Here is a 19,485-nt window from a genome sequence, read left to right as displayed (position 1 = left end):
TTAGGAAATAATTCTAGATTTCGCAAAAAATGAGACAAAAGCCTACTCTAAAAATTATAGCTAAAGAACTAGATGTTTCTGTATCGACAGTTTCTAAGGCACTTCGGGATAGCAAAGAGATTAGTGATGAAACCAAAGAAAAAGTTCGAGCCTTTGCGAAACTCTACAATTATAAACCCAACAATATTGCTCTAAGTTTAAAAAATAAAAAAACAAAAACGCTCGGTGTTATTATTCCTGAGATTGTTCATCATTTTTTTACAACGGTCATATCAGGTATTGAAGAGTATGCAAACTCTCATGGTTACAATGTTATTGTAGGTCTATCTAACGAGTCTTTTGATAAAGAGGTTATAAATCTTGAAATGCTTGCCAATGGAAGTATCGATGGATTTATTATTTCTATTGCTAAAGAAACACTAGCTTTAAAAGATTATCATCATTTATTTGAGACTATTGATCAAGGTATACCTATAGTTATGTTCGATCGTGTTTTAGATGAGATTATTTGCGATAAAATAGTGGTAGATGACATAGCCACTTCACGAAAAGCGGTTCAAAAATTAATAGATTCTGGCGCTAAGAAAGTAGGTATTATTACTACTGAAGATTATGTAAGTGTAGGTAGACTAAGAACCAAAGGTTATGTTGAGGCTTTAAAGTTTAACGATATAGATTTAAATGAAAGTCTTATTCTTAAGATTGAAGATAACAACAAACATCAAGATGAACTCTTACACTTAGAGTCTCAAATAAAAGATTATTTGAAACGTAATGAAATTGACGCTATTTTCGCTGTTAATGAACTCTATGCCATAACTGCAATGAAGGCTGCAAGAGAATTAGGTTTTTCTATCCCGCAAGATATTCAATTTATAGGTTTTACAGATGGTGTGCTTTCAAAACACGCATTTCCACCATTATCAACGGTTAGTCAACATGGTAAAGCCATGGGTAGTCAAGCCGCAAAACTCCTCATTAATAGGCTCGAAAGCACCGATGAATCTGAAGATGAAAATTATAAAACGGTTGTTGTTGAGACAGATATCATAGAAAGAGAAACAACTTTAAATAGAGATGAGTTATAATTTTTAGTATATTTGCAACGATAATCAAAACTTATACTTTTACTTCCTATTTAAGATAAGTTTTGAAATTAATTCTTGACTTATCGTTTTAATTCAAATAAAACGGTATGCAAAAACGCAAGCTTTCTACTTTAGAAATCATTTACCTTAGCTTTGGCTTTTTAGGTATTCAAATGGGCTTCGCACTGCAAAATGGTTTTGCAAGCAGAATTCTACAAACCTTTGGTGCTGAAGTTCATCAATTATCATGGTTTTGGCTTATCGCGCCAATAACTGGCTTAATAGTTCAACCTTTAGTTGGGCATTATAGTGATAACACTTGGACAAAATTAGGAAGAAGAAAACCATACTTCTTAATAGGCGCTATTTTAGCTTCAATTGGTTTAATTCTTCTACCGCAAGCAGATTTATTTATCGCTTTTTTACCTGCTTTATGGGTTGGTACAGGAATGTTAATGATTATGGATATCTCGTTTAACATTTCAATGGAACCGTTTAGAGCTCTAGTAGCTGATGTTCTTGATAAAGAGCAGCGAACATTAGGCTTTTCAGTGCAAACAATCTTAATAGGTATTGGAGCCGTGATTGGGTCTTGGTTGCCATACGTGTTATCAGAGTATTTTGGCCTAAGCAATCGTGCCATTGAAGGTAATGTTCCTGTAAATCTTATATGGTCATTTATCATTGGTGCTGTTGTACTATTAGTTTCAATTTTAGTAACAATTACTAAAACAAAAGAATACTCTCCTGAAGAACTTAAACTTATTACACAAGCTGAAAATAAATTAAATGAACAAAACCCTGAAAAAAGTCTTGCTGAAAGTGAGAAGGCAAAACTTAGCGATATTTTTGTCGATTTTGTAAAAATGCCACCTACTATGAAGCAGTTAAGCTGGGTACAATTTTTTTCCTGGTTTGCTTTATTTGGAATGTGGGTGTTTTCGACACCAGCACTAGCACAACATTTTTATGGACTTCCTCACACAGATTCTTCTAGTGAATTATTTAATGAAGCTGGCGATTGGGTTGGAATATTGTTTGGTGTTTATAATCTAGTATCAATTCCAGTAGCTATTTATCTACCAAAAATCGCGAAAAAAATCGGTAGAAAAAAAACACATTTTTATGCTTTATTAATTGGCGGTTTAAGTTTCATTTCAATTTATGTCATGCCCAATCAAAATTGGCTCATTTTACCTATGATAGGAATAGGTATTGCTTGGGCAAGTATTTTATCCATGCCGTATGCTATTCTTGCAGGTGCTATAAATCCAAAAAAAATGGGTGTCTACATGGGTATTTTCAATTTTTTTATTGTCTTACCTCAAATTTTAAATGGAATTATTGGCGGACCATTAGTTAAATACGCCTATGGAAATCAAGCAATATTTGCATTAATGTTATCAGGTTTAAGTATGATAATAGCAGCCTTTCTAGTTGTAAAAGTTAAAGATGTAGACGATATTCAAACTAAAAAACAAAATTCTAATCATGGCTAAAACATCAATTATATTCGATCTCGATGGCGTAATTGTAGATACTGCCAAGTTTCATTTTCTTGCCTGGAAAAATCTTGCTAATTCTATCGATATAAATTTTACTGAACAAGAAAATGAACAACTTAAAGGCGTAAGCCGAATTAAATCGCTTGAAAAAATACTTCAATGGGGTAACAAAAAATTATCTCAAGATGAGTTTGATAGACTTATGCATCAAAAAAACACAGAGTATCTAACTTTTGTTGATCAAATGACTGAAGATGATATCTTGCCAGAAGTTAAGCCGACCTTAGATTTTTTAAAATCAAAAGGAACTCCAATTGCTCTAGGATCAGCCAGTAAAAATGCCAAGCGAATTTTAAAACAGGTTAACTTAACCCATTATTTCGATGCAATTGTTGATGGTACTGTCGTAACCAAAGCTAAGCCAGATCCACAGGTTTTTGTAACAGCAGCTAAACAATTAAACAGTAAACCTCAAAACTGTATTGTATTTGAAGATTCAGTAGCAGGTGTTCAGGCTGCAAATGCAGCCGAGATGTTAAGTGTTGGTATTGGTAAAACTCCTGTTTTAGGCGAGGCCAATTATGTATTTTCAGATTTCACCGAAATCAGTCAAAATTTTTTAGAAAAACTCCTAAATCAATAAAATAAAAGAAACAATGAACCAAGATTATATCACACCAAACGAGTGGTCTATTATTGAAAACGGATTCGATAAAGCCAATGTAAAGTCTTCCGAAAGCCTTTTCAGTTTAGGAAATGGTGCTATGGGGCAACGCGCTAATTTTGAAGAAGATTACTCAGGCCCAAGTTTTCAAGGGAGCTACATAGGTGGCATTTATTATCCAGATAAAACACGTGTTGGCTGGTGGAAAAATGGCTATCCCGAATATTTTGCTAAGGTTTTAAATGCGCCTAATTTTATAGGAATCCATATCACTATTGAAGGTGAAATATTTGATCTTAATACTTGTAAAGAAGTTAAAGACTATAAGCGTGAACTTAATATGAAAGAAGGCTGGCATAAACGAAGCTTTATTGCCACGCTTCCTAATGACATTCAAATTAAAGTTGAAGCTACACGTTTTCTTAGTTTATCTCATAATGAAGTTGGCGTTATTAATTATAACATTACTCCTCTAAACGCTTCCGCCAAGATTTCTTATGCACCTTATATTGATGCAGGAATCACAAACCAAGATTCTAATTGGGACGATAAATTTTGGAATATATTAGGTAGTCAAACCGAAAATCATCAAGCCTTTATAAGGTCTCACACCATGAAAACCAATTATCAGGTGTGTACATTTATGGAATCTCGTTTATTGATTAATCAAGAACAAATAGAACTTTCTCCAGAAGTATTTAAAACTGATGCTAAAGTTGCTTTAAAATACACAACCAAGGTTAACGCTAAGGATTGTTTTACTCTACAAAAATTTGCTGGATATACAACATCTTTAAATCACGCTGAAGATCAGTTGGTTATTGCTGCCAAGCAAGCTCTACAAACCGCAAGCCAACTTGGCTACCTTCAGCTGTTGCAAGAACAAAAAGAAACTTGGTCTTCAATTTGGGAGATGAGTGATATAAGTATTGATGGAGACGTAAAAGCACAGCAAGGTATTAGATTTAACATTTTTCAACTTAACCAAACTTACACAGGAACTGATCATCGCTTAAATATTGGTCCTAAAGGTTTTACAGGCGAAAAATATGGCGGTAGTACCTACTGGGATACAGAAGCCTACTGCTTACCTTTCTACATGGCTACTAAAAATCAAGAGGTAGCAAAAAATTTGTTAAAATACCGTTATAAGCACTTAGATAAAGCTATAGAAAATGCAGAAAAGTTAGGTTTTGAAAATGGAGCTGCCCTTTATCCTATGGTCACCATGAATGGCGAAGAATCACACAATGAATGGGAGATTACGTTTGAAGAAATCCACAGAAATGGCGCTATTGCGTTTGCGATATTTAATTACTACCGTTTTACAAACGACTATTCTTACATAGTTGATATGGGAATGGAAGTTTTAATTGCTATTGCTCGTTTTTGGCAACAAAGAGCCACTTTTTCTCAACAAAAAAACCAATATGTTATACTAGGTGTTACGGGACCTAATGAGTATGAAAATAATGTTAATAATAATTTTTATACTAATTATATGGCAAAATGGTGTATCGATTATATGTTAGAAAATTTCGAAATTTTAAAAGAAAATTATCCTGAAGAATTTTCAAGAATTTTACATAAAACGAAATTAACTGAAGTTGAGTTAACTCAAATGAAATCGGTTTCAGATAAAATGTATTTTCCATTTTCTGAAGAACATCAAGTCTACTTACAGCAAGATGGGTTTTTAGATAAAGAAATGATTAAGGTAAGTGATTTAGATCCAAAGCTGAGACCAATTAATCAACATTGGTCTTGGGATAGGATTTTACGTTCGCCTTATATTAAACAAGCCGATACGCTTCAAGGATTTTACTTTTTTGAGGATCACTTTTCAACTAAAGAACTTGAGCGCCACTTTGATTTTTATGAACCATTTACAGTTCATGAGTCTTCTTTATCTCCGTGCGTTCATAGCATTCAAGCTGCTTTATTAAACCGCATGGATCAAGCTTATCAGTTTTACTTAAGAACTTCACGTTTAGATCTTGACGACTATAATAAAGAGGTAGAAGAAGGTTGCCATATTACATCTATGGCCGGAACTTGGATGAGCATTGTTGAAGGTTTTGGCGGAATGCGCGTTAAAAATAATCTGCTTCATTTTGCACCTAAAATTCCATCTCAATGGGATTCTTATTCATTCAAAGTGAATTTTAGAAATCAGATTTTAACGGTTACAGTTTCAAAATCTGATGTAGATTTTAAATTAAAAGGATCAGAACAACTACAAGTTGTGGTTAATGGTAAATCTAGAACTATTCAATCTGAAACTGTAAGTGCTTAATTTTTTATAAACTTCATCTTATAAAATCAATTTAATAAAACTTCTGAAGTCGAATAATTTTTAAAATCATACAACATTGGAAACAATTTTTATAAGTTTTTTAATCCTGATAACTTCTGTTAATATACATGCGCAAAACTTGTCTTCACCCGATACCGAACTTCAATTGAAGTTTGAGCTTAAAAAAGATGGAACACCAACTTACACCTTAGATTACAAAGGCAAAACTGTTATTGCCGAAAGTAAGCTTGGGTTAGAATTAGTCAATGATGATACATCACTATTAAACGCTTTTGAAATAACTGATATTTCGACATCTACTTTCGATGAAACCTGGTCGCCAGTTTGGGGCGAACAATCTAGTATTAGAAATCATTACAATGAAATGGCTGTTACTTTAATGCAAAATTCTAAAGATAGGTACATCATTATTCGTTTTAGACTGTTTAATGAAGGTTTAGGTTTTCGCTATGAATTCCCAAAGCAAGAAAAATTGACCTATTTTGTTATTAAAGAAGAGCATACTGAATTTGCAATGACAGATGATCACACTGCTTTTTGGATTCCAGGTGATTATGATACGCAAGAATATGATTATACCACATCAAAACTTTCAGAAATTAATGAATTATTTGATGAAGCTTTAACTGGAAATGCATCTCAAGAGCAATTTTCTAAAACTGGTGTTCAAACCTCGCTGATGATGAAAACTTCTAATGGGCTTTACATTAATTTACATGAAGCAGCTCTGAAAGAATATTCATTAATGAATTTAAATTTAGATGAATCTACATTAACCTTTAAATCCTGGTTAACGCCAGATGCAATAGGTAATAAAGCTTATTTACAAGCGCCTGCTGTTTCTCCTTGGAGAACCATTATGGTAAGTGATGATGCTACTGATATCTTAGCTTCAAACATGAGTTTAAATTTAAATGAGCCCAACAAGATTGATGACACCTCTTGGATAAAACCTATAAAATATATGGGTGTTTGGTGGGAAATGATTACCGGTAAAAGCAGTTGGAATTACACTGATGATTTACCTTCGGTTAAGTTAGGTGAAACCGATTACACAAAAGCCAAACCAAATGGAACACACGCAGCAAACACAGCGCATGTAAAAGAATATATAGACTTTGCATCTAAACATGGTTTTGATGCTTTACTAGTTGAAGGTTGGAATGAAGGTTGGGAAGACTGGTTTGGACACTCAAAAGACTATGTCTTTGATTTTGTTACACCTTATCCAGATTTTGATGTCGTTGAAATTCAGAACTACGCGGCTTCAAAAAATATAAAGATGATGATGCATCATGAAACATCTGGAGCGATTAGAAACTATGAGCGTCACTTAGACACAGCTTATCAATTCATGAATAAATATGGTTATACCTCTGTGAAAAGTGGTTATGTTGGAGACATTATTCCACGAGGTGAGCATCATTATGGTCAATGGGCGATTAATCATTACTTATATGCCGTAAAAAAAGCTGCCGACTATAAGATTATGGTTAATGCTCATGAAGCAGTCAGGCCAACAGGACTTAGAAGAACCTATCCAAATTTAATTGGCAATGAATCGGCTAGAGGTACAGAGTTTCAGGCCTTTGGCGGTTCTAAACCAAACCATGTTACTATACTGCCTTTTACCCGATTAATTGGCGGACCAATGGATTATACACCAGGTATTTTCGAAATGGATATTAGTAAGCTAAATCCTAACAATAACTCACATGTTAATTCTACCATTGCCAATCAGTTAGCTTTGTATGTTACCATGTATAGTCCATTACAGATGGCAGCTGATTTACCTGAAAATTACAAACGCTTTATGGATGCCTTTCAGTTTATTAAAGACGTTCCTGTAGATTGGGAAGAAAGTCATTATATTGAAGCTGAACCAGGTGAATACATTACTGTTGCTAGAAAAGCTAAAAACACTTCGAGCTGGTTTGTTGGTAATGTTAATGGCATAAATCCAAGAAAAACAAGCTTAAAACTAGATTTTTTAGAAGACGGTAAAACTTATGAAGCCAAAATTTATACTGATGCAAAAAATGCCCATTATAAAACGAATCCTCAGGCTTATAAGATTTTCACTAAAGAAGTAAATAGCAAATCTACCTTGAAATTGAAATCAGCTTCAGGCGGTGGTTTTGCAATAAGTATTATTGAAAAATAAAATTATGGAATATAAAACGCGCTTAGCATTTTTGAAATTTAGCTTTTGTTGTTTTTTTGCTTTTAGTTTGTTTTCGTTTCAATTAAAAGCTCAAAACTTACGGGTAGAACCACCAAACTGGTGGATTGGTATGAAAATGAATAACATTCAACTATTAGTTCATGCTGAAGAAATTTCAACTTATGAGCCTAAGTTAAATTACGATGGGGTTGAAATAACAAAGATTTACACTGCAGATAGTCCTAATTATCTATTTATTGATCTTTTAATTTCAGAAAATGCAAGTCCTGGCTCTATTGAAATTCAATTTATTAAAAAGGGCACTAAAAATTTAGTTTTTGACTTCGAATTACAATCTAGAGAGAAACCAGCTGAAGACTTTGTAGGATTTAACCATACTGATGCTATCTACTTAATTACACCTGATCGTTTTGCTAATGGAAACACCAAGAACGACGTTGTTAATGATATGCGTGAAACAGTTGTTAATCGAGATAATAATTATGCTCGTCATGGTGGTGATATTCAGGGAATTATTAATCACCTTGATTATATTTCTGATATGGGTTTTACAAGTATTTGGTCAAGTCCTTTACTTACAAATGATATGGAGTCTTCATCTTATCATGGTTACGCGATTACAGATTTTTATGAAGTTGATCCTAGATTTGGTAGCTTAAAACTTTACAAAGAATTATCACAAAAGGCTTCAAAAAAAGGGATAGGCTTAATAATGGATATGGTTGCCAACCATTGCGGTAGCGAACATTGGTGGATGCATGATTTACCTTTTGAAGATTGGTTAAATTTTCAAGATGTTTACCAATCAAAAAAAGAATTACCAACTTCAAATCACCGAAGAACAACTAACCAAGATCCTTATGCTTCTAATTTAGATTCTAAAATTATGCATGAAGGTTGGTTTGTGCCTTCTATGCCAGATTTAAATCAAAAAAATCCTTTTCTAGCAAAGTATATTATTCAAAATAGCATTTGGTGGGTAGAAACACTTCAACTTCATGGAATTAGGCAAGATACTTATCCTTATCCCAATAAAGAATTCATGTCTAATTGGGCAGGAGCAATCATGACAGAATATCCTAATTTCAATATCGTTGGTGAAGAATGGTCTACAGACCAATTAGTTGTTGGGTATTGGCAGCAAGGACAAAATAATAACGATGGCTATAACTCTAATTTGCGGTCTGTTATGGATTTTCCAATGCAAATGAAAATTGTTCAAGCTTTAAATGAAGGTAATGATGGTTGGGGAAATGGACTTGTGAAAATTTATGAGACTTTAGCTAATGATTTTTACTATCCAAGACCAAAAGATGTTATGATTTTTCCAGATAACCATGATATGGATCGGATCTTTACACAGCTAAATCAAGATATTGATAAAACCAAAATGGCCGTAGGCTTAATTTTAAGTTTGCCAAGAACACCACAAATTTATTATGGTACTGAAATTTTGATGGAAAATTCAGATAAGCCAGGTGATCATGGACTTATAAGAACTGATTTTCCAGGTGGTTGGAAAGGAGATTTTCAAAATGCCTTTACACGAAAAAACTTATCAGACAACCAGTTAGACTTTCAACGCTTTTTAAAAACAATTTTGAATTTTAGAAAAACTTCAGAAGCTATTTTAGAAGGCAAAATGGTTCATTTTGCTCCCTTTGATGGTATTTATCCTATTTTTAGAATCCATCAAAACGAAGTTGTTGCTGTATTTCTAAATACTAATGAAGAGTCTCGTTCATTAGACCTGTCAAAATTTGAAGAATTAAATGTAAATGGATTTCAGTTTCAAGATGTTCTTGAAAATACAAGTTTTAATTGGACGAAACAACTTCAACTGAAACCAGGATTCTCAATGTTCACAACTAAAGAATAACACTTTTTAAAATTAAACTCAAAAAATAAATCAATATGAAAAATATAAAGTTTTTAAGTCTTCTTGTTTGTTGTTCAGTTTTGTTTTTAGCCTGTAATGAAGCTCCTAAACAAGATAATCAAAACCAAGAAAAAAAATCAATTATTCAGCCTGTTTCAAATGAAGTTTTGGCAAATTCGGTTATTTATGAAGCTAATATTCGTCAATATTCACCAGAAGGTACTTTTGATGCTTTTACGAAAGACATCCCACAATTAAAGCAACTTGGCGTAAAAGTAATTTGGTTAATGCCGGTTTACCCAATTTCTATGAAAAACCGAAAGGCAACAGGAGACCTTTCGATCGAAGATATAAAAGATCCAGAAGAAAAAAAGAAATATTTAGGCAGCTACTATGCAATTTCAGATTATACCGCTGTAAATTCAAATTATGGCACAAAAAAAGATTTTGATGAGTTAGTTAATACAGCTCACGAAAACGGTATGTATGTTATTTTAGATTGGGTAGCTAATCATACAGGTTGGGATCATGAATGGATTGAGCAACACCCAGAATATTATCATAAAGACAAAGATGGTAATGTTACAGACCCTATTAATCCTGACACAGGCGAATCTTGGGGTTGGACTGACGTTGCTCACCTAAACTATGAAAATAAAGAATTATGGAAAGCTATGAATGCTGAAATGTTATATTGGGTAAAAGAACATAATATAGACGGTTTTAGATGTGATGTGGCAGGAAATGTGCCTACTGATTATTGGAACCAAATTGTACCAAAACTTAAAGCCATTAAACCTGTTTTTATGTTAGCCGAAAGTGAGGATAAAGATCTGTTTTATGAAGCTTTTGATATGGGTTACAATTGGGAAGGACATCATATTATGAATGAAATAGCCCAAGGTAAAATGAACGTTAGCGATTGGGATAACTACATGAAAAAAATTGACACGACTTACCAAAAAGATGACTATTTGATGAACTTCATAACCAACCACGATGAAAATTCATGGAATGGAACAGTAAAAGAACGCCTTGGAAATGCCTCAGAAACTATGTTAGCTTTTTCATATACCTTACCAGGTATGCCGTTAATTTACAGCGGTCAGGAATATGACATGAACAAGCGTCTAAAGTTTTTTGAAAAAGATAGCATACCAAAAGTCAAAGCAAAAGTTTGGCCAGTTTTAGAAAAATTAGGAAAACTAAAAAACACCATAGACGCCCTAGATGGTGCAAAAGAAGCAGCTAACTATCAGCGAATTAAAACATCTAAAAATAAAAGCATTTTAGCTTTTAAGCGATTTAAGCATAATTCTGAATTAATTTTTATAGCCAATATGAGTGATGAGCCAAAATCATTTTCAGTTGAAATTAATGGCGAATATAAAAATGCGATGACAGATAAAATTATTTCATTAAATTCTGAGGATTTGCAAGATTTTGAGCCATGGGAATATCGAATTTTATTAAAACCTTAAAAAATTAAGCTTTTATTAGTTAAATATTAAATAGTTATCAACCGCAAACGTTTTAGAAGAGTCTATGGTTAGGTTAGAAAATTTATTTAAGTTAAATTTGAAATAATGAATACAAAACTTAACAAAATTGCCGTATTAACTTCAGGTGGAGATTCACCTGGAATGAATGCTGCCATTAGAGCAGTAGTGCGTAATACAACTTATCAAAACCTAAAATGTGTCGGTGTATACCGAGGCTTTCAAGGATTAATAGAAAATGACTTTATAGACCTTGATGCGCGTTCTGTTAAAAATATTATTAATCGCGGAGGTACTTTTTTAAAGTCAGCTCGTTCAAAAGATTTTAGAGAAGCTGAAGGACGTAAAAAAGCCTATCAAAATTTAAAAAATAGAGATGTAGATGCTTTAGTGGTTATTGGCGGAGATGGAACTTTTACAGGTGCTTCAATATTTAGTAATGAATTTGATATGCCAGTAATTGGTATACCAGGAACTATTGATAATGATATTAATGGTACTGATTTTACAATTGGTTATGATACAGCTCTAAATACTGTTGTTGAGGCTATTGATAAAATAAGAGACACTGCAAGCTCTCACGATCGCTTGTTTTTAGTTGAAGTTATGGGGCGTGATGCTGGTGATATTGCTTTAAATAGTGGCGTAGGAGCTGGCGCAGAAGAGATTTTAATACCCGAAGAAGATCTTGGTACAGACCGTCTTTTAGAATCTTTAAGAAAAAGTAGAACTTCAGGTAAAACCTCGAGTATTGTTGTTGTTGCTGAAGGCGACCAAATCGGTAAAAATATTACTAAACTAGCAGGCTTTATACAAAACAACTTACCAGAATACGAGGTTAAAGTTACTGTTTTAGGACACATTCAACGTGGTGGTTCACCAAGTTGTTATGATAGGGTTCTAGCAAGCCGACTTGGTGTTGCAGCTGTAGATGCTTTAATAGATAGCAAAAGTAACATTATGGTAGGAGTAAGCCATAAAAAAATAGTACACGTACCTTTTGAAATAGCCATCAACGGCAAAAAAACAATTGATAACGATTTAATAAGAGTTGCCGATATAGTCTCAACCTAGATTGAGTAATCAGGCACAAAATTTTTAATTTATGAAAACAAAAATTGGAATTAACGGATTTGGAAGAATTGGCCGCCTTGCGTTCAGAATTGCTTCCGAAAATGAAAACATTGAAATAGTAGGGATTAATGATTTGCTTGATGTTGATCATTTAGCCTACATGCTAAAATACGATTCAGTTCATGGTAAATTTAATAAATCTGTTGAAGTTAAAGACGGTCATTTATTAGTTGACGGTAAAACGATTCGTGTTACAGCCGAGAAAAACCCAGCTGATTTAAAGTGGGACGCTGTTAAAGCAGATATTATTCTTGATTGTACAGGAATTTTTAAAGAAAAAGATAATGCTTCTGCACACCTAGAAGCAGGCGCAAAAAAAGTGGTGATTTCAGCACCTTCTAAAACAGCTCCTATGTTTGTTATGGGTGTTAATCATGAAGATGTTACAGCTCAAGATACTGTAGTTTCAAACGCTTCATGTACAACTAACTGCTTGGCACCTATTGCTAAAGTTATGAATGATGAATTTGGTATTGTTGAAGGTTTAATGACAACTATTCATGCAGCGACATCAACTCAATTTACCGTAGATTCACCTTCTCGTAAGAACTATAGATTAGGACGTAGCGCCATCAATAATATTATACCAACTAGTACTGGCGCAGCTGTTGCCGTTGGTAAGGTAATTAAAGAGGTTGATGGTAAACTAACTGGTATGGCCTTTCGAGTACCAACTGCTGACGTTTCAGTAGTGGATTTAACAGTAAGAACGGAAAAGTCAGTATCTTATGACCAAGTTAAAGCTGCGATGAAAAAAGCGGCTGATGGTCCACTTAAAGGCGTATTAAATTATGTAGATGATGAGGTTGTGTCACAAGATTTTGTATCAGAAAAAGCAACTTCAAATTTTGATGCCAATGCTGGTATCGCATTAAATGATAATTTCTTTAAAATAATTTCTTGGTATGACAATGAGTACGGATATTCAAGCAAATTAGTAGATTTAGCAATGCATATTGCAAAATTATAAGTAACGCTTACCTTTAAAGCCTATTTGTGAATTTTCAAATAGGCTTTTTTAATACCTTAAAATTATGATTTTAATTGCTGATGGAGGTTCCACAAAATGCGATTGGATATTACTCAATCAAAATGCAGAAGTTGTTCTTCGCACAAGAACTAAAGGCTTAAATCCTGCCGTTTTTAAACCTCATATTCTTAAAGAACGTTTACACGAAAATGACGAATTGAAATCTGTCATTAATAAAGTAGATCGAGTTGATTTTTTTGGTGCAGGTTGTGGTACAAATACACCAAAACAAAATCTCACCAAAATACTAAAAGATTTTTTTAAAGCTTCAGACGAAATAAATGTAGATGAAGATATGGCTGCAGCTGCTCTAGCAGCTACAAATGAACCTGGAATTGTATGTATTTTAGGAACTGGCTCAAACTCATGTTATTTTGATGGTAAGCACGTACACATGGAAGTAGAATCGCTTGGCTACGTTTTAATGGATGAAGCTAGCGGAAACTATTTTGGTAAAAGACTCATCAGAAATTACTACTACAAAACCATGCCAATTGAATTAGCGGTTGAATTTGAAAAACGTTATGATTTAAATGCTGATGTAATTAAATATAATGTTTACAAAGAAGAGAACCCAAATACCTATTTAGCTTCTTTTGCTGAATTTATTTTTACAGCTGAAGAGAGAAATGGTTATTTTTATAAATTAATTTATGAAGGTATGGAGAAGTTTATAGAACGGCGCGTAATGTGCTTCAAACAAGCACAAAATGTTCCAATTCATTTTATCGGGTCAATCGCATTTTTCTCTGAAGATATCATTCGCGATGTTGCCAAACGTTATCATCTAAATATTGGTAATATTATTAGACGGCCAATAGACGGACTTATTGCTCATTACAAAAATAACGTTATAAAACCTGAGTAAAATGCCCTTACATAATTTAACACCAAATCAATTAAAAGCTTGGGATTCCTTAAAAGAGTCGGCAAGTAAAGCTGAAAATGATTCTATCTTAGAATATTTTAAATCAGATATCAATCGATTTGAAAATTTTCATATTAAATTCAATGAATTTGTATTTGATTATTCTAAACATTTAATTTCCCCAAACATTAAATCTGAATTACTTCAACTTGCAGAAGAAGCAAAGCTTAAAGATGCTATTGAAGCTTATTTTACAGGAGATAAAATTAATCGAACTGAAAATCGTGCTGTTTTGCATACAGCGTTACGTCAATCAAAAACGACTTCGATTGTAGTTGATGGAGAAAATATAGTTCCTAAGGTTGAAGCTGTTTTACAGCAAATGGAAAGCTTTGTGAATAAAATTCATTCTGGTGAAAGAAAATCTTATGCTGGAAAGGCTTTTACAGATGTTGTTAATATTGGCATAGGCGGTTCAGATTTAGGTCCAAATATGGTTACTGAAGCTTTACAGTTTTATAATAAGGGTTTAAAAATCCACTTTATCTCAAATGTAGAAGGTGATCATGTACATCAAACCTTAAAAAAAATAAATCCAGAAACCACCTTATTTTTAATCGTTTCTAAGTCGTTTACTACTCAAGAAACCCTTACTAATGCCAATACGGTTAGAAAATGGTTTTTAAACTACACTGACAAAGAAAGTATTAAAGATAATTTTGTTGCGGTTTCTACAAACCTAGATGCCGTAAAAAAATTTGGAATTGCAAGTGCTAACATTTACCCTATGTATGATTGGGTTGGCGGTCGTTATTCATTATGGTCATCAGTTGGCTTATCTATTGCATTGTCAATAGGTTTTAACAATTTCAAAGCGCTTTTAAAAGGAGCAGAAGAAATGGATCAGCATTTTAGAAGTGCTGATTTTTCAGAAAATATACCCGTGATTTCTGCCTTAATTAGTATATGGTATAATAATTTTTTAGGTTCTGAAAGTGAAGCGATTATTCCTTACACGCAATATTTGCAAAAGTTAGCACCTTATTTGCAACAAGCTTCTATGGAAAGTAATGGTAAAGGTGTTGATCGTGATGGCAAAAAAGTAAACTACCAAACAGGAAATATTGTTTGGGGTGAACCTGGCACGAATTCACAACATGCATTTTTTCAGCTATTGCATCAAGGAACTAAATTAATACCAGCTGATTTCATCGGATTCAAAAATTCATTATTTGGAGACGAAAAGCATCACGATATTTTAATGGCAAACTTTTTAGCTCAAACTGAAGCCTTATTAAAAGGTAAATCTGCCGAAGAGGTGAGAAAAGAGTTAGAATCTAAAAACATGAGTGAAGAAGAAATTCAGCACTTATTACCTTTTAAAATATTTGAAGGTAACCGACCAACAACTTCAATTTTAATCAATAAATTAACACCACGCAATTTAGGAAGCTTAATTGCAATGTATGAACATAAAATTTTTGTACAAGGTGTTATCTGGAATATCTTTAGTTTTGATCAATGGGGTGTTGAGTTAGGCAAGCAGCTTGCAAACTCAATATTAAAAGAAATTAAATCAAAAGCTTCAACATTAACACACGATCAATCTACAGAAGCTTTAATAAACTTATATAAGTCATAAATAGTTATTTATAAGATATCATCTTGAAGCCTATCAATGTTTTTGATAGGCTTTTTGTATAACTCAATAGGGTAAATAATTAAATTTTATTACTATATTTAGCGTAACCAATCTATAATTTTATGCTTATAAAAGTTTTTGGAAGCGCTGTATTTGGCGTTGAGGCGACTACAATTACCATTGAAATTAACATGGAAAAAGGTATAGGTTACCATTTGGTAGGTTTACCTGATAATGCTATTAGAGAGAGCAGTTTTAGGATTCAGGCTGCTTTAAAAAACAATGGTTATAAATTTCCAGGAAAAAAAATCATTGTTAATATGGCACCGGCTGATCTTAGAAAAGAAGGTTCTGCCTACGATTTGTCATTAGCACTTGGAATATTAGCCGCCTCATCTCAAATTAAATCAGAGAAAATAGATGATTATATCATCATGGGAGAATTGTCTCTTGATGGAAGTTTGCAGCCAATTAAAGGCGCTTTGCCAATAGCTATAAAAGCTAAAGAAGAAGGCTATAAGGGTTTTATATTACCAGCTCAAAATGCAAAGGAAGCTGCTATTGTTGATGGTTTAGAGGTCTTTGGTGTAGATAACATAACTGAAGTTATTTCTTTTTTTGATAAAGAAGAACCTCTTCAACCAACTGTTATTGACACACGCGCCGTTTTCTACGATAGTTTATTATCACCTGAATACGATTTTTCTGAAGTAAAAGGTCAAGAATCTATTAAACGTTGTATGGAAATTGCAGCAGCAGGTGGCCATAATATTATCATGATTGGTCCGCCTGGCTCAGGCAAAACAATGTTAGCCAAACGCTTACCGAGTATTTTGCCGCCAATGTCATTGCAAGAAGCACTTGAAACTACCAAAATTCATTCTGTAGTTGGGCGTACAAATGGTCAAATAGGCCTAATGGCAGAGCGTCCTTTTAGAAGTCCACATCATACAATTTCAGATGTTGCTTTAGTTGGTGGTGGTGCTTATCCACAACCGGGTGAAATTTCACTTTCACATAATGGCGTTTTGTTTTTAGACGAATTGCCAGAATTTAAAAGAACCGTACTAGAAGTAATGAGACAGCCTTTAGAAGATAGAGAGGTTACTATTTCTCGGGCAAAATTTACAGTTACTTATCCGTCTAGTTTTATGTTAGTCGCAAGTATGAACCCAAGTCCTGGCGGCTATTTTAATGATCCTGATGCGCCTGTAACGTCTTCTCCTGCTGAAATGCAACGCTATTTAAGCAAAATTAGTGGACCATTATTAGATCGCATCGATATTCATATTGAAGTGACTCCTGTTCCATTTGAAAAATTAAGCGATCAATCTAAAGCTGAATCTAGTGTAGAGATTAGAAAACGCGTAACTGCTGCGCGTCAAATTCAAACTAAACGCTTCTCAGAAATTAATCATATTCATTATAATGCTCAAATGGGTGTTAAGCAGATAAAAATGTTTTGTAAGCTTGATGAAGCTTCAAAAGAGCTGTTAAAAACAGCAATGGAACGATTAAACTTATCGGCTCGAGCTTATGATCGCATCTTAAAAGTTGCACGAACTATTGCTGATTTAGAAGGTTGCGATTCAATAACTGGTACGCATATTTCTGAAGCAATTCAATACCGAAGTCTAGATCGTGATGGTTGGTTAGGATAAAAAGCGTTTTGCTATTGAAAACGCTTTTTGATTTAATTTTATACTAGATTTAAGACAAATTTTATTGCGCTGAAATATTAATATTTTTGTCTTTCGGATACTTAACTTGGTAGGAGTACTTCAACTGTTTATTAGCTTTAGGTTGAAGTTCAAATTTCCATTGTAAATAACCTGTTTTTTCTTCACGGAAATCCGCATTGTGTGATACTTCTTCAACTTTTATGTTTTCTTGGCGTGAAATCGGTGTTCTTTCTTCCACTAAAATCGAAATTGCAGAAGATTTATTGTTTTTTATATCAACTTCAAATGTTTTTGTGATGATTTTATTCGAACCAAAAAAAGAGGTTTTGTTTTCTTGCTTGACATCAGTGCGGTTAATGATTACTTGATCGTCTTTGCCTAAAGAAATCAGTAAATCTTTATCGGTTGTGTTTACATCAATTGAAGTTTGACCAACATAAGAATTATTAAAATAAATTTTGGCCTCACCGCTTACTAAATCTAAATCTTGCCAATCGCTTATTTTTGCAATTAAATAAGCGGCTTTCGAATATTCTGAAGCGATGTAATAATTGTATTCAGTGTTTAGTTGATAGTTATTGATGTCAAAATTAGAATTATTTAAACTGCTCTTTAGAGAAACTTCATTAGGAAAAGTAAAGCTAAAACTATTGCCTTCATTTGTAGTAATAGGTGTTTGAGAAACTTCTTCATCGTAAACAGCTTCTTCATTTTCAACTATTTCTGTGCTGCTACTTCTTTTATTAGACTTAGAGTATCCTGTAACAACAACTTCACTTAATTCTGACGAATCATTAATTAAATTTAGGGTAATTGTTGAGCTATACACTGGAACTCGTGCTGTTTTGAAGCCTAAATATTTGTAAGTTAAAGATTTTGCTCCATTCACATCTATGCTATAACGGCCATCAAAATCAGTTTGAGTGCCATTATTACCAGCTAAAACATTAACACCAGGTAATGGTAAGCCATCATTATCCAAAACAATACCGCTAACATTTTTAACGCCTCTATTGTAATTTAAGTGGCTAAAATTGTATGACTGAGTTGTGTTTTGGTTGTATCGAGATATATAGTTAACATATAGCGGACTCAACTCAGGCATCTGTGTATCAGTCTCAGGATTTGCAGTCGATAAGCTGAGTTTAATATTACTCCAATCACGGCCTGATGCTTGGTAAACTTTCGCTTTGTAAGCTAAATTCATATCGCTTTCGATAGAGTTTGTTGTGAGGTCGAATGTAGGAAACCATCCAGCATCATAAATAAAATAATCTATGCTGAAGTTTTTTTGAGATGCTTTAGTGACTTTAAGGTTAAAGCTTATTTTTCCACGATGATTAGTTTGTTGACCTTCTAATTTTTTTATTTCACTTTGAAGAGAATTTTGTTCGGTATTAAGTTTGTTAACACTAACTTGTAAGTCATAAATTTTTGTACTTATATCTTCTAATTTATTACGATAATATTCAGTATAAGCGTTCATCTTAGCAACTGTTAATTCATTATTTGAAGTATTTAATTCTTGATTTTTTTCTAACAAGACTTGTGTTTTGTTTAATGCATTGATTTGATTTGTTTTTACAGCGATTTTTCGATTGATTTGAGATAGTTGTTCTTTTAAGTTTTCTAATTGCTTAGAAACATCCTGTTTTTTTAAATAATCAGTCTCATAAGTGAAATAATTTAAGCTTACACCATTAAGGCCTTTAATGCGTATGCTGTTTTTATCTATATTAGGAGATAAATTTTCAAAAACTACAACTGCTTCGCCTCGGTTTAAATAAACTTTTTTCTCGGCTGTGACTTTTGCACCAGCTCTATAAACAGTTGCTTCAGTAACTTGAGGTGTAAGCTTTAATGTTTGTTGAGCAAAGGTATAAACACTAAAAATACTTAGGATAATCATAAATAAAACTCGCATAGACAAAATTTTTAGGAAATGTAGTTAATAATTTTAAGATGTTACAAATGATAATTAAATTTCAGCAA

General features: G+C 33.1%; 13 protein-coding genes. 12 read left to right on the top strand and 1 reads right to left on the bottom strand.

What is annotated here, in order from left to right:
- The first annotated feature begins 29 nt into the window (after positions 1 to 29).
- The 12 genes from IMZ30_RS00805 to IMZ30_RS00750 all read left to right on the top strand — a co-directional run bounded on the left by IMZ30_RS00805 (position 30) and on the right by IMZ30_RS00750 (position 17,472).
- A complete protein-coding gene (locus tag IMZ30_RS00805; RefSeq protein ID WP_207038674.1) occupies positions 30 to 1,088 on the top strand; it encodes a LacI family DNA-binding transcriptional regulator in 1,059 nt (352 codons plus the stop codon).
- 107 nt (positions 1,089 to 1,195) lie between these two features.
- Positions 1,196 to 2,587, top strand: coding sequence for an MFS transporter (locus tag IMZ30_RS00800; RefSeq protein ID WP_207038673.1), 1,392 nt, complete (start codon positions 1,196 to 1,198; stop codon positions 2,585 to 2,587).
- Entirely contained in the window at positions 2,580 to 3,236 is a 657-nt protein-coding gene (gene pgmB / locus IMZ30_RS00795; protein ID WP_207038672.1) for a beta-phosphoglucomutase, read from the top strand. The genes IMZ30_RS00800 and pgmB overlap by 8 nt, the downstream gene beginning before the upstream one ends.
- Positions 3,237 to 3,249: 13 nt before the next feature.
- Positions 3,250 to 5,553, top strand: coding sequence for a glycoside hydrolase family 65 protein (locus tag IMZ30_RS00790; RefSeq protein ID WP_207038671.1), 2,304 nt, complete (start codon positions 3,250 to 3,252; stop codon positions 5,551 to 5,553).
- A gap of 76 nt (positions 5,554 to 5,629) precedes the next feature.
- Positions 5,630 to 7,738, top strand: coding sequence for a glycoside hydrolase family 97 protein (locus IMZ30_RS00785; RefSeq protein WP_242529674.1), 2,109 nt, complete (start codon positions 5,630 to 5,632; stop codon positions 7,736 to 7,738).
- Positions 7,739 to 7,742: 4 nt separating this feature from the next.
- The gene (locus tag IMZ30_RS00780; protein WP_207038670.1) at positions 7,743 to 9,638 is read left to right on the top strand and encodes a glycoside hydrolase family 13 protein; all 1,896 of its coding nucleotides are present in this window, start codon (positions 7,743 to 7,745) and stop codon (positions 9,636 to 9,638) included.
- 35 nt (positions 9,639 to 9,673) lie between these two features.
- Entirely contained in the window at positions 9,674 to 11,119 is a 1,446-nt protein-coding gene (locus tag IMZ30_RS00775; RefSeq protein ID WP_207038669.1) for an alpha-amylase family glycosyl hydrolase, read from the top strand.
- Positions 11,120 to 11,224: 105 nt separating this feature from the next.
- On the top strand, positions 11,225 to 12,211 hold the full coding sequence (pfkA, locus tag IMZ30_RS00770; protein WP_207038668.1) for a 6-phosphofructokinase: 987 nt from the start codon (positions 11,225 to 11,227) through the stop codon (positions 12,209 to 12,211).
- 31 nt (positions 12,212 to 12,242) lie between these two features.
- Entirely contained in the window at positions 12,243 to 13,241 is a 999-nt protein-coding gene (gene gap, locus IMZ30_RS00765; protein WP_207038667.1) for a type I glyceraldehyde-3-phosphate dehydrogenase, read from the top strand.
- A gap of 64 nt (positions 13,242 to 13,305) precedes the next feature.
- The gene (locus tag IMZ30_RS00760) at positions 13,306 to 14,169 is read left to right on the top strand and encodes a BadF/BadG/BcrA/BcrD ATPase family protein (protein WP_207038666.1); all 864 of its coding nucleotides are present in this window, start codon (positions 13,306 to 13,308) and stop codon (positions 14,167 to 14,169) included.
- A gap of 1 nt (position 14,170) precedes the next feature.
- The gene (gene pgi, locus IMZ30_RS00755; RefSeq protein ID WP_207038665.1) at positions 14,171 to 15,811 is read left to right on the top strand and encodes a glucose-6-phosphate isomerase; all 1,641 of its coding nucleotides are present in this window, start codon (positions 14,171 to 14,173) and stop codon (positions 15,809 to 15,811) included.
- A gap of 122 nt (positions 15,812 to 15,933) precedes the next feature.
- On the top strand, positions 15,934 to 17,472 hold the full coding sequence (locus IMZ30_RS00750) for a YifB family Mg chelatase-like AAA ATPase (protein WP_207038664.1): 1,539 nt from the start codon (positions 15,934 to 15,936) through the stop codon (positions 17,470 to 17,472).
- Between the two features lie 61 nt (positions 17,473 to 17,533).
- Here the strand turns inward: IMZ30_RS00750 and IMZ30_RS00745 are convergent, their stop codons facing one another.
- Positions 17,534 to 19,417 carry a mucoidy inhibitor MuiA family protein gene (locus IMZ30_RS00745; protein ID WP_207038663.1) on the bottom strand — a complete coding sequence of 628 codons (1,884 nt, stop codon included), beginning with the start codon at positions 19,415 to 19,417 and terminating at the stop codon, positions 17,534 to 17,536.
- Positions 19,418 to 19,485: the final 68 nt, after the last annotated feature.

The sequence above is a fragment of the Psychroflexus sp. ALD_RP9 genome (genome assembly GCF_017311165.1).
GTDB lineage: Bacteria > Bacteroidota > Bacteroidia > Flavobacteriales > Flavobacteriaceae > Psychroflexus.
This window is presented reverse-complemented; position numbering and strand designations above follow the sequence as displayed.

Coding starts and splice junctions, on each gene's coding strand:
- IMZ30_RS00780 (WP_207038670.1), top strand. CDS start 7,743: ATGGAATATAAAACGCGCTTAGCATTTTTGAAATTTAGCTTTTGTTGT.
- IMZ30_RS00775 (WP_207038669.1), top strand. CDS start 9,674: ATGAAAAATATAAAGTTTTTAAGTCTTCTTGTTTGTTGTTCAGTTTTG.
- IMZ30_RS00805 (WP_207038674.1), top strand. CDS start 30: ATGAGACAAAAGCCTACTCTAAAAATTATAGCTAAAGAACTAGATGTT.
- gap (WP_207038667.1), top strand. CDS start 12,243: ATGAAAACAAAAATTGGAATTAACGGATTTGGAAGAATTGGCCGCCTT.
- IMZ30_RS00750 (WP_207038664.1), top strand. CDS start 15,934: ATGCTTATAAAAGTTTTTGGAAGCGCTGTATTTGGCGTTGAGGCGACT.
- pfkA (WP_207038668.1), top strand. CDS start 11,225: ATGAATACAAAACTTAACAAAATTGCCGTATTAACTTCAGGTGGAGAT.
- IMZ30_RS00790 (WP_207038671.1), top strand. CDS start 3,250: ATGAACCAAGATTATATCACACCAAACGAGTGGTCTATTATTGAAAAC.
- IMZ30_RS00800 (WP_207038673.1), top strand. CDS start 1,196: ATGCAAAAACGCAAGCTTTCTACTTTAGAAATCATTTACCTTAGCTTT.
- IMZ30_RS00760 (WP_207038666.1), top strand. CDS start 13,306: ATGATTTTAATTGCTGATGGAGGTTCCACAAAATGCGATTGGATATTA.
- IMZ30_RS00745 (WP_207038663.1), bottom strand. CDS start 19,417: ATGCGAGTTTTATTTATGATTATCCTAAGTATTTTTAGTGTTTATACC.
- pgi (WP_207038665.1), top strand. CDS start 14,171: ATGCCCTTACATAATTTAACACCAAATCAATTAAAAGCTTGGGATTCC.
- pgmB (WP_207038672.1), top strand. CDS start 2,580: ATGGCTAAAACATCAATTATATTCGATCTCGATGGCGTAATTGTAGAT.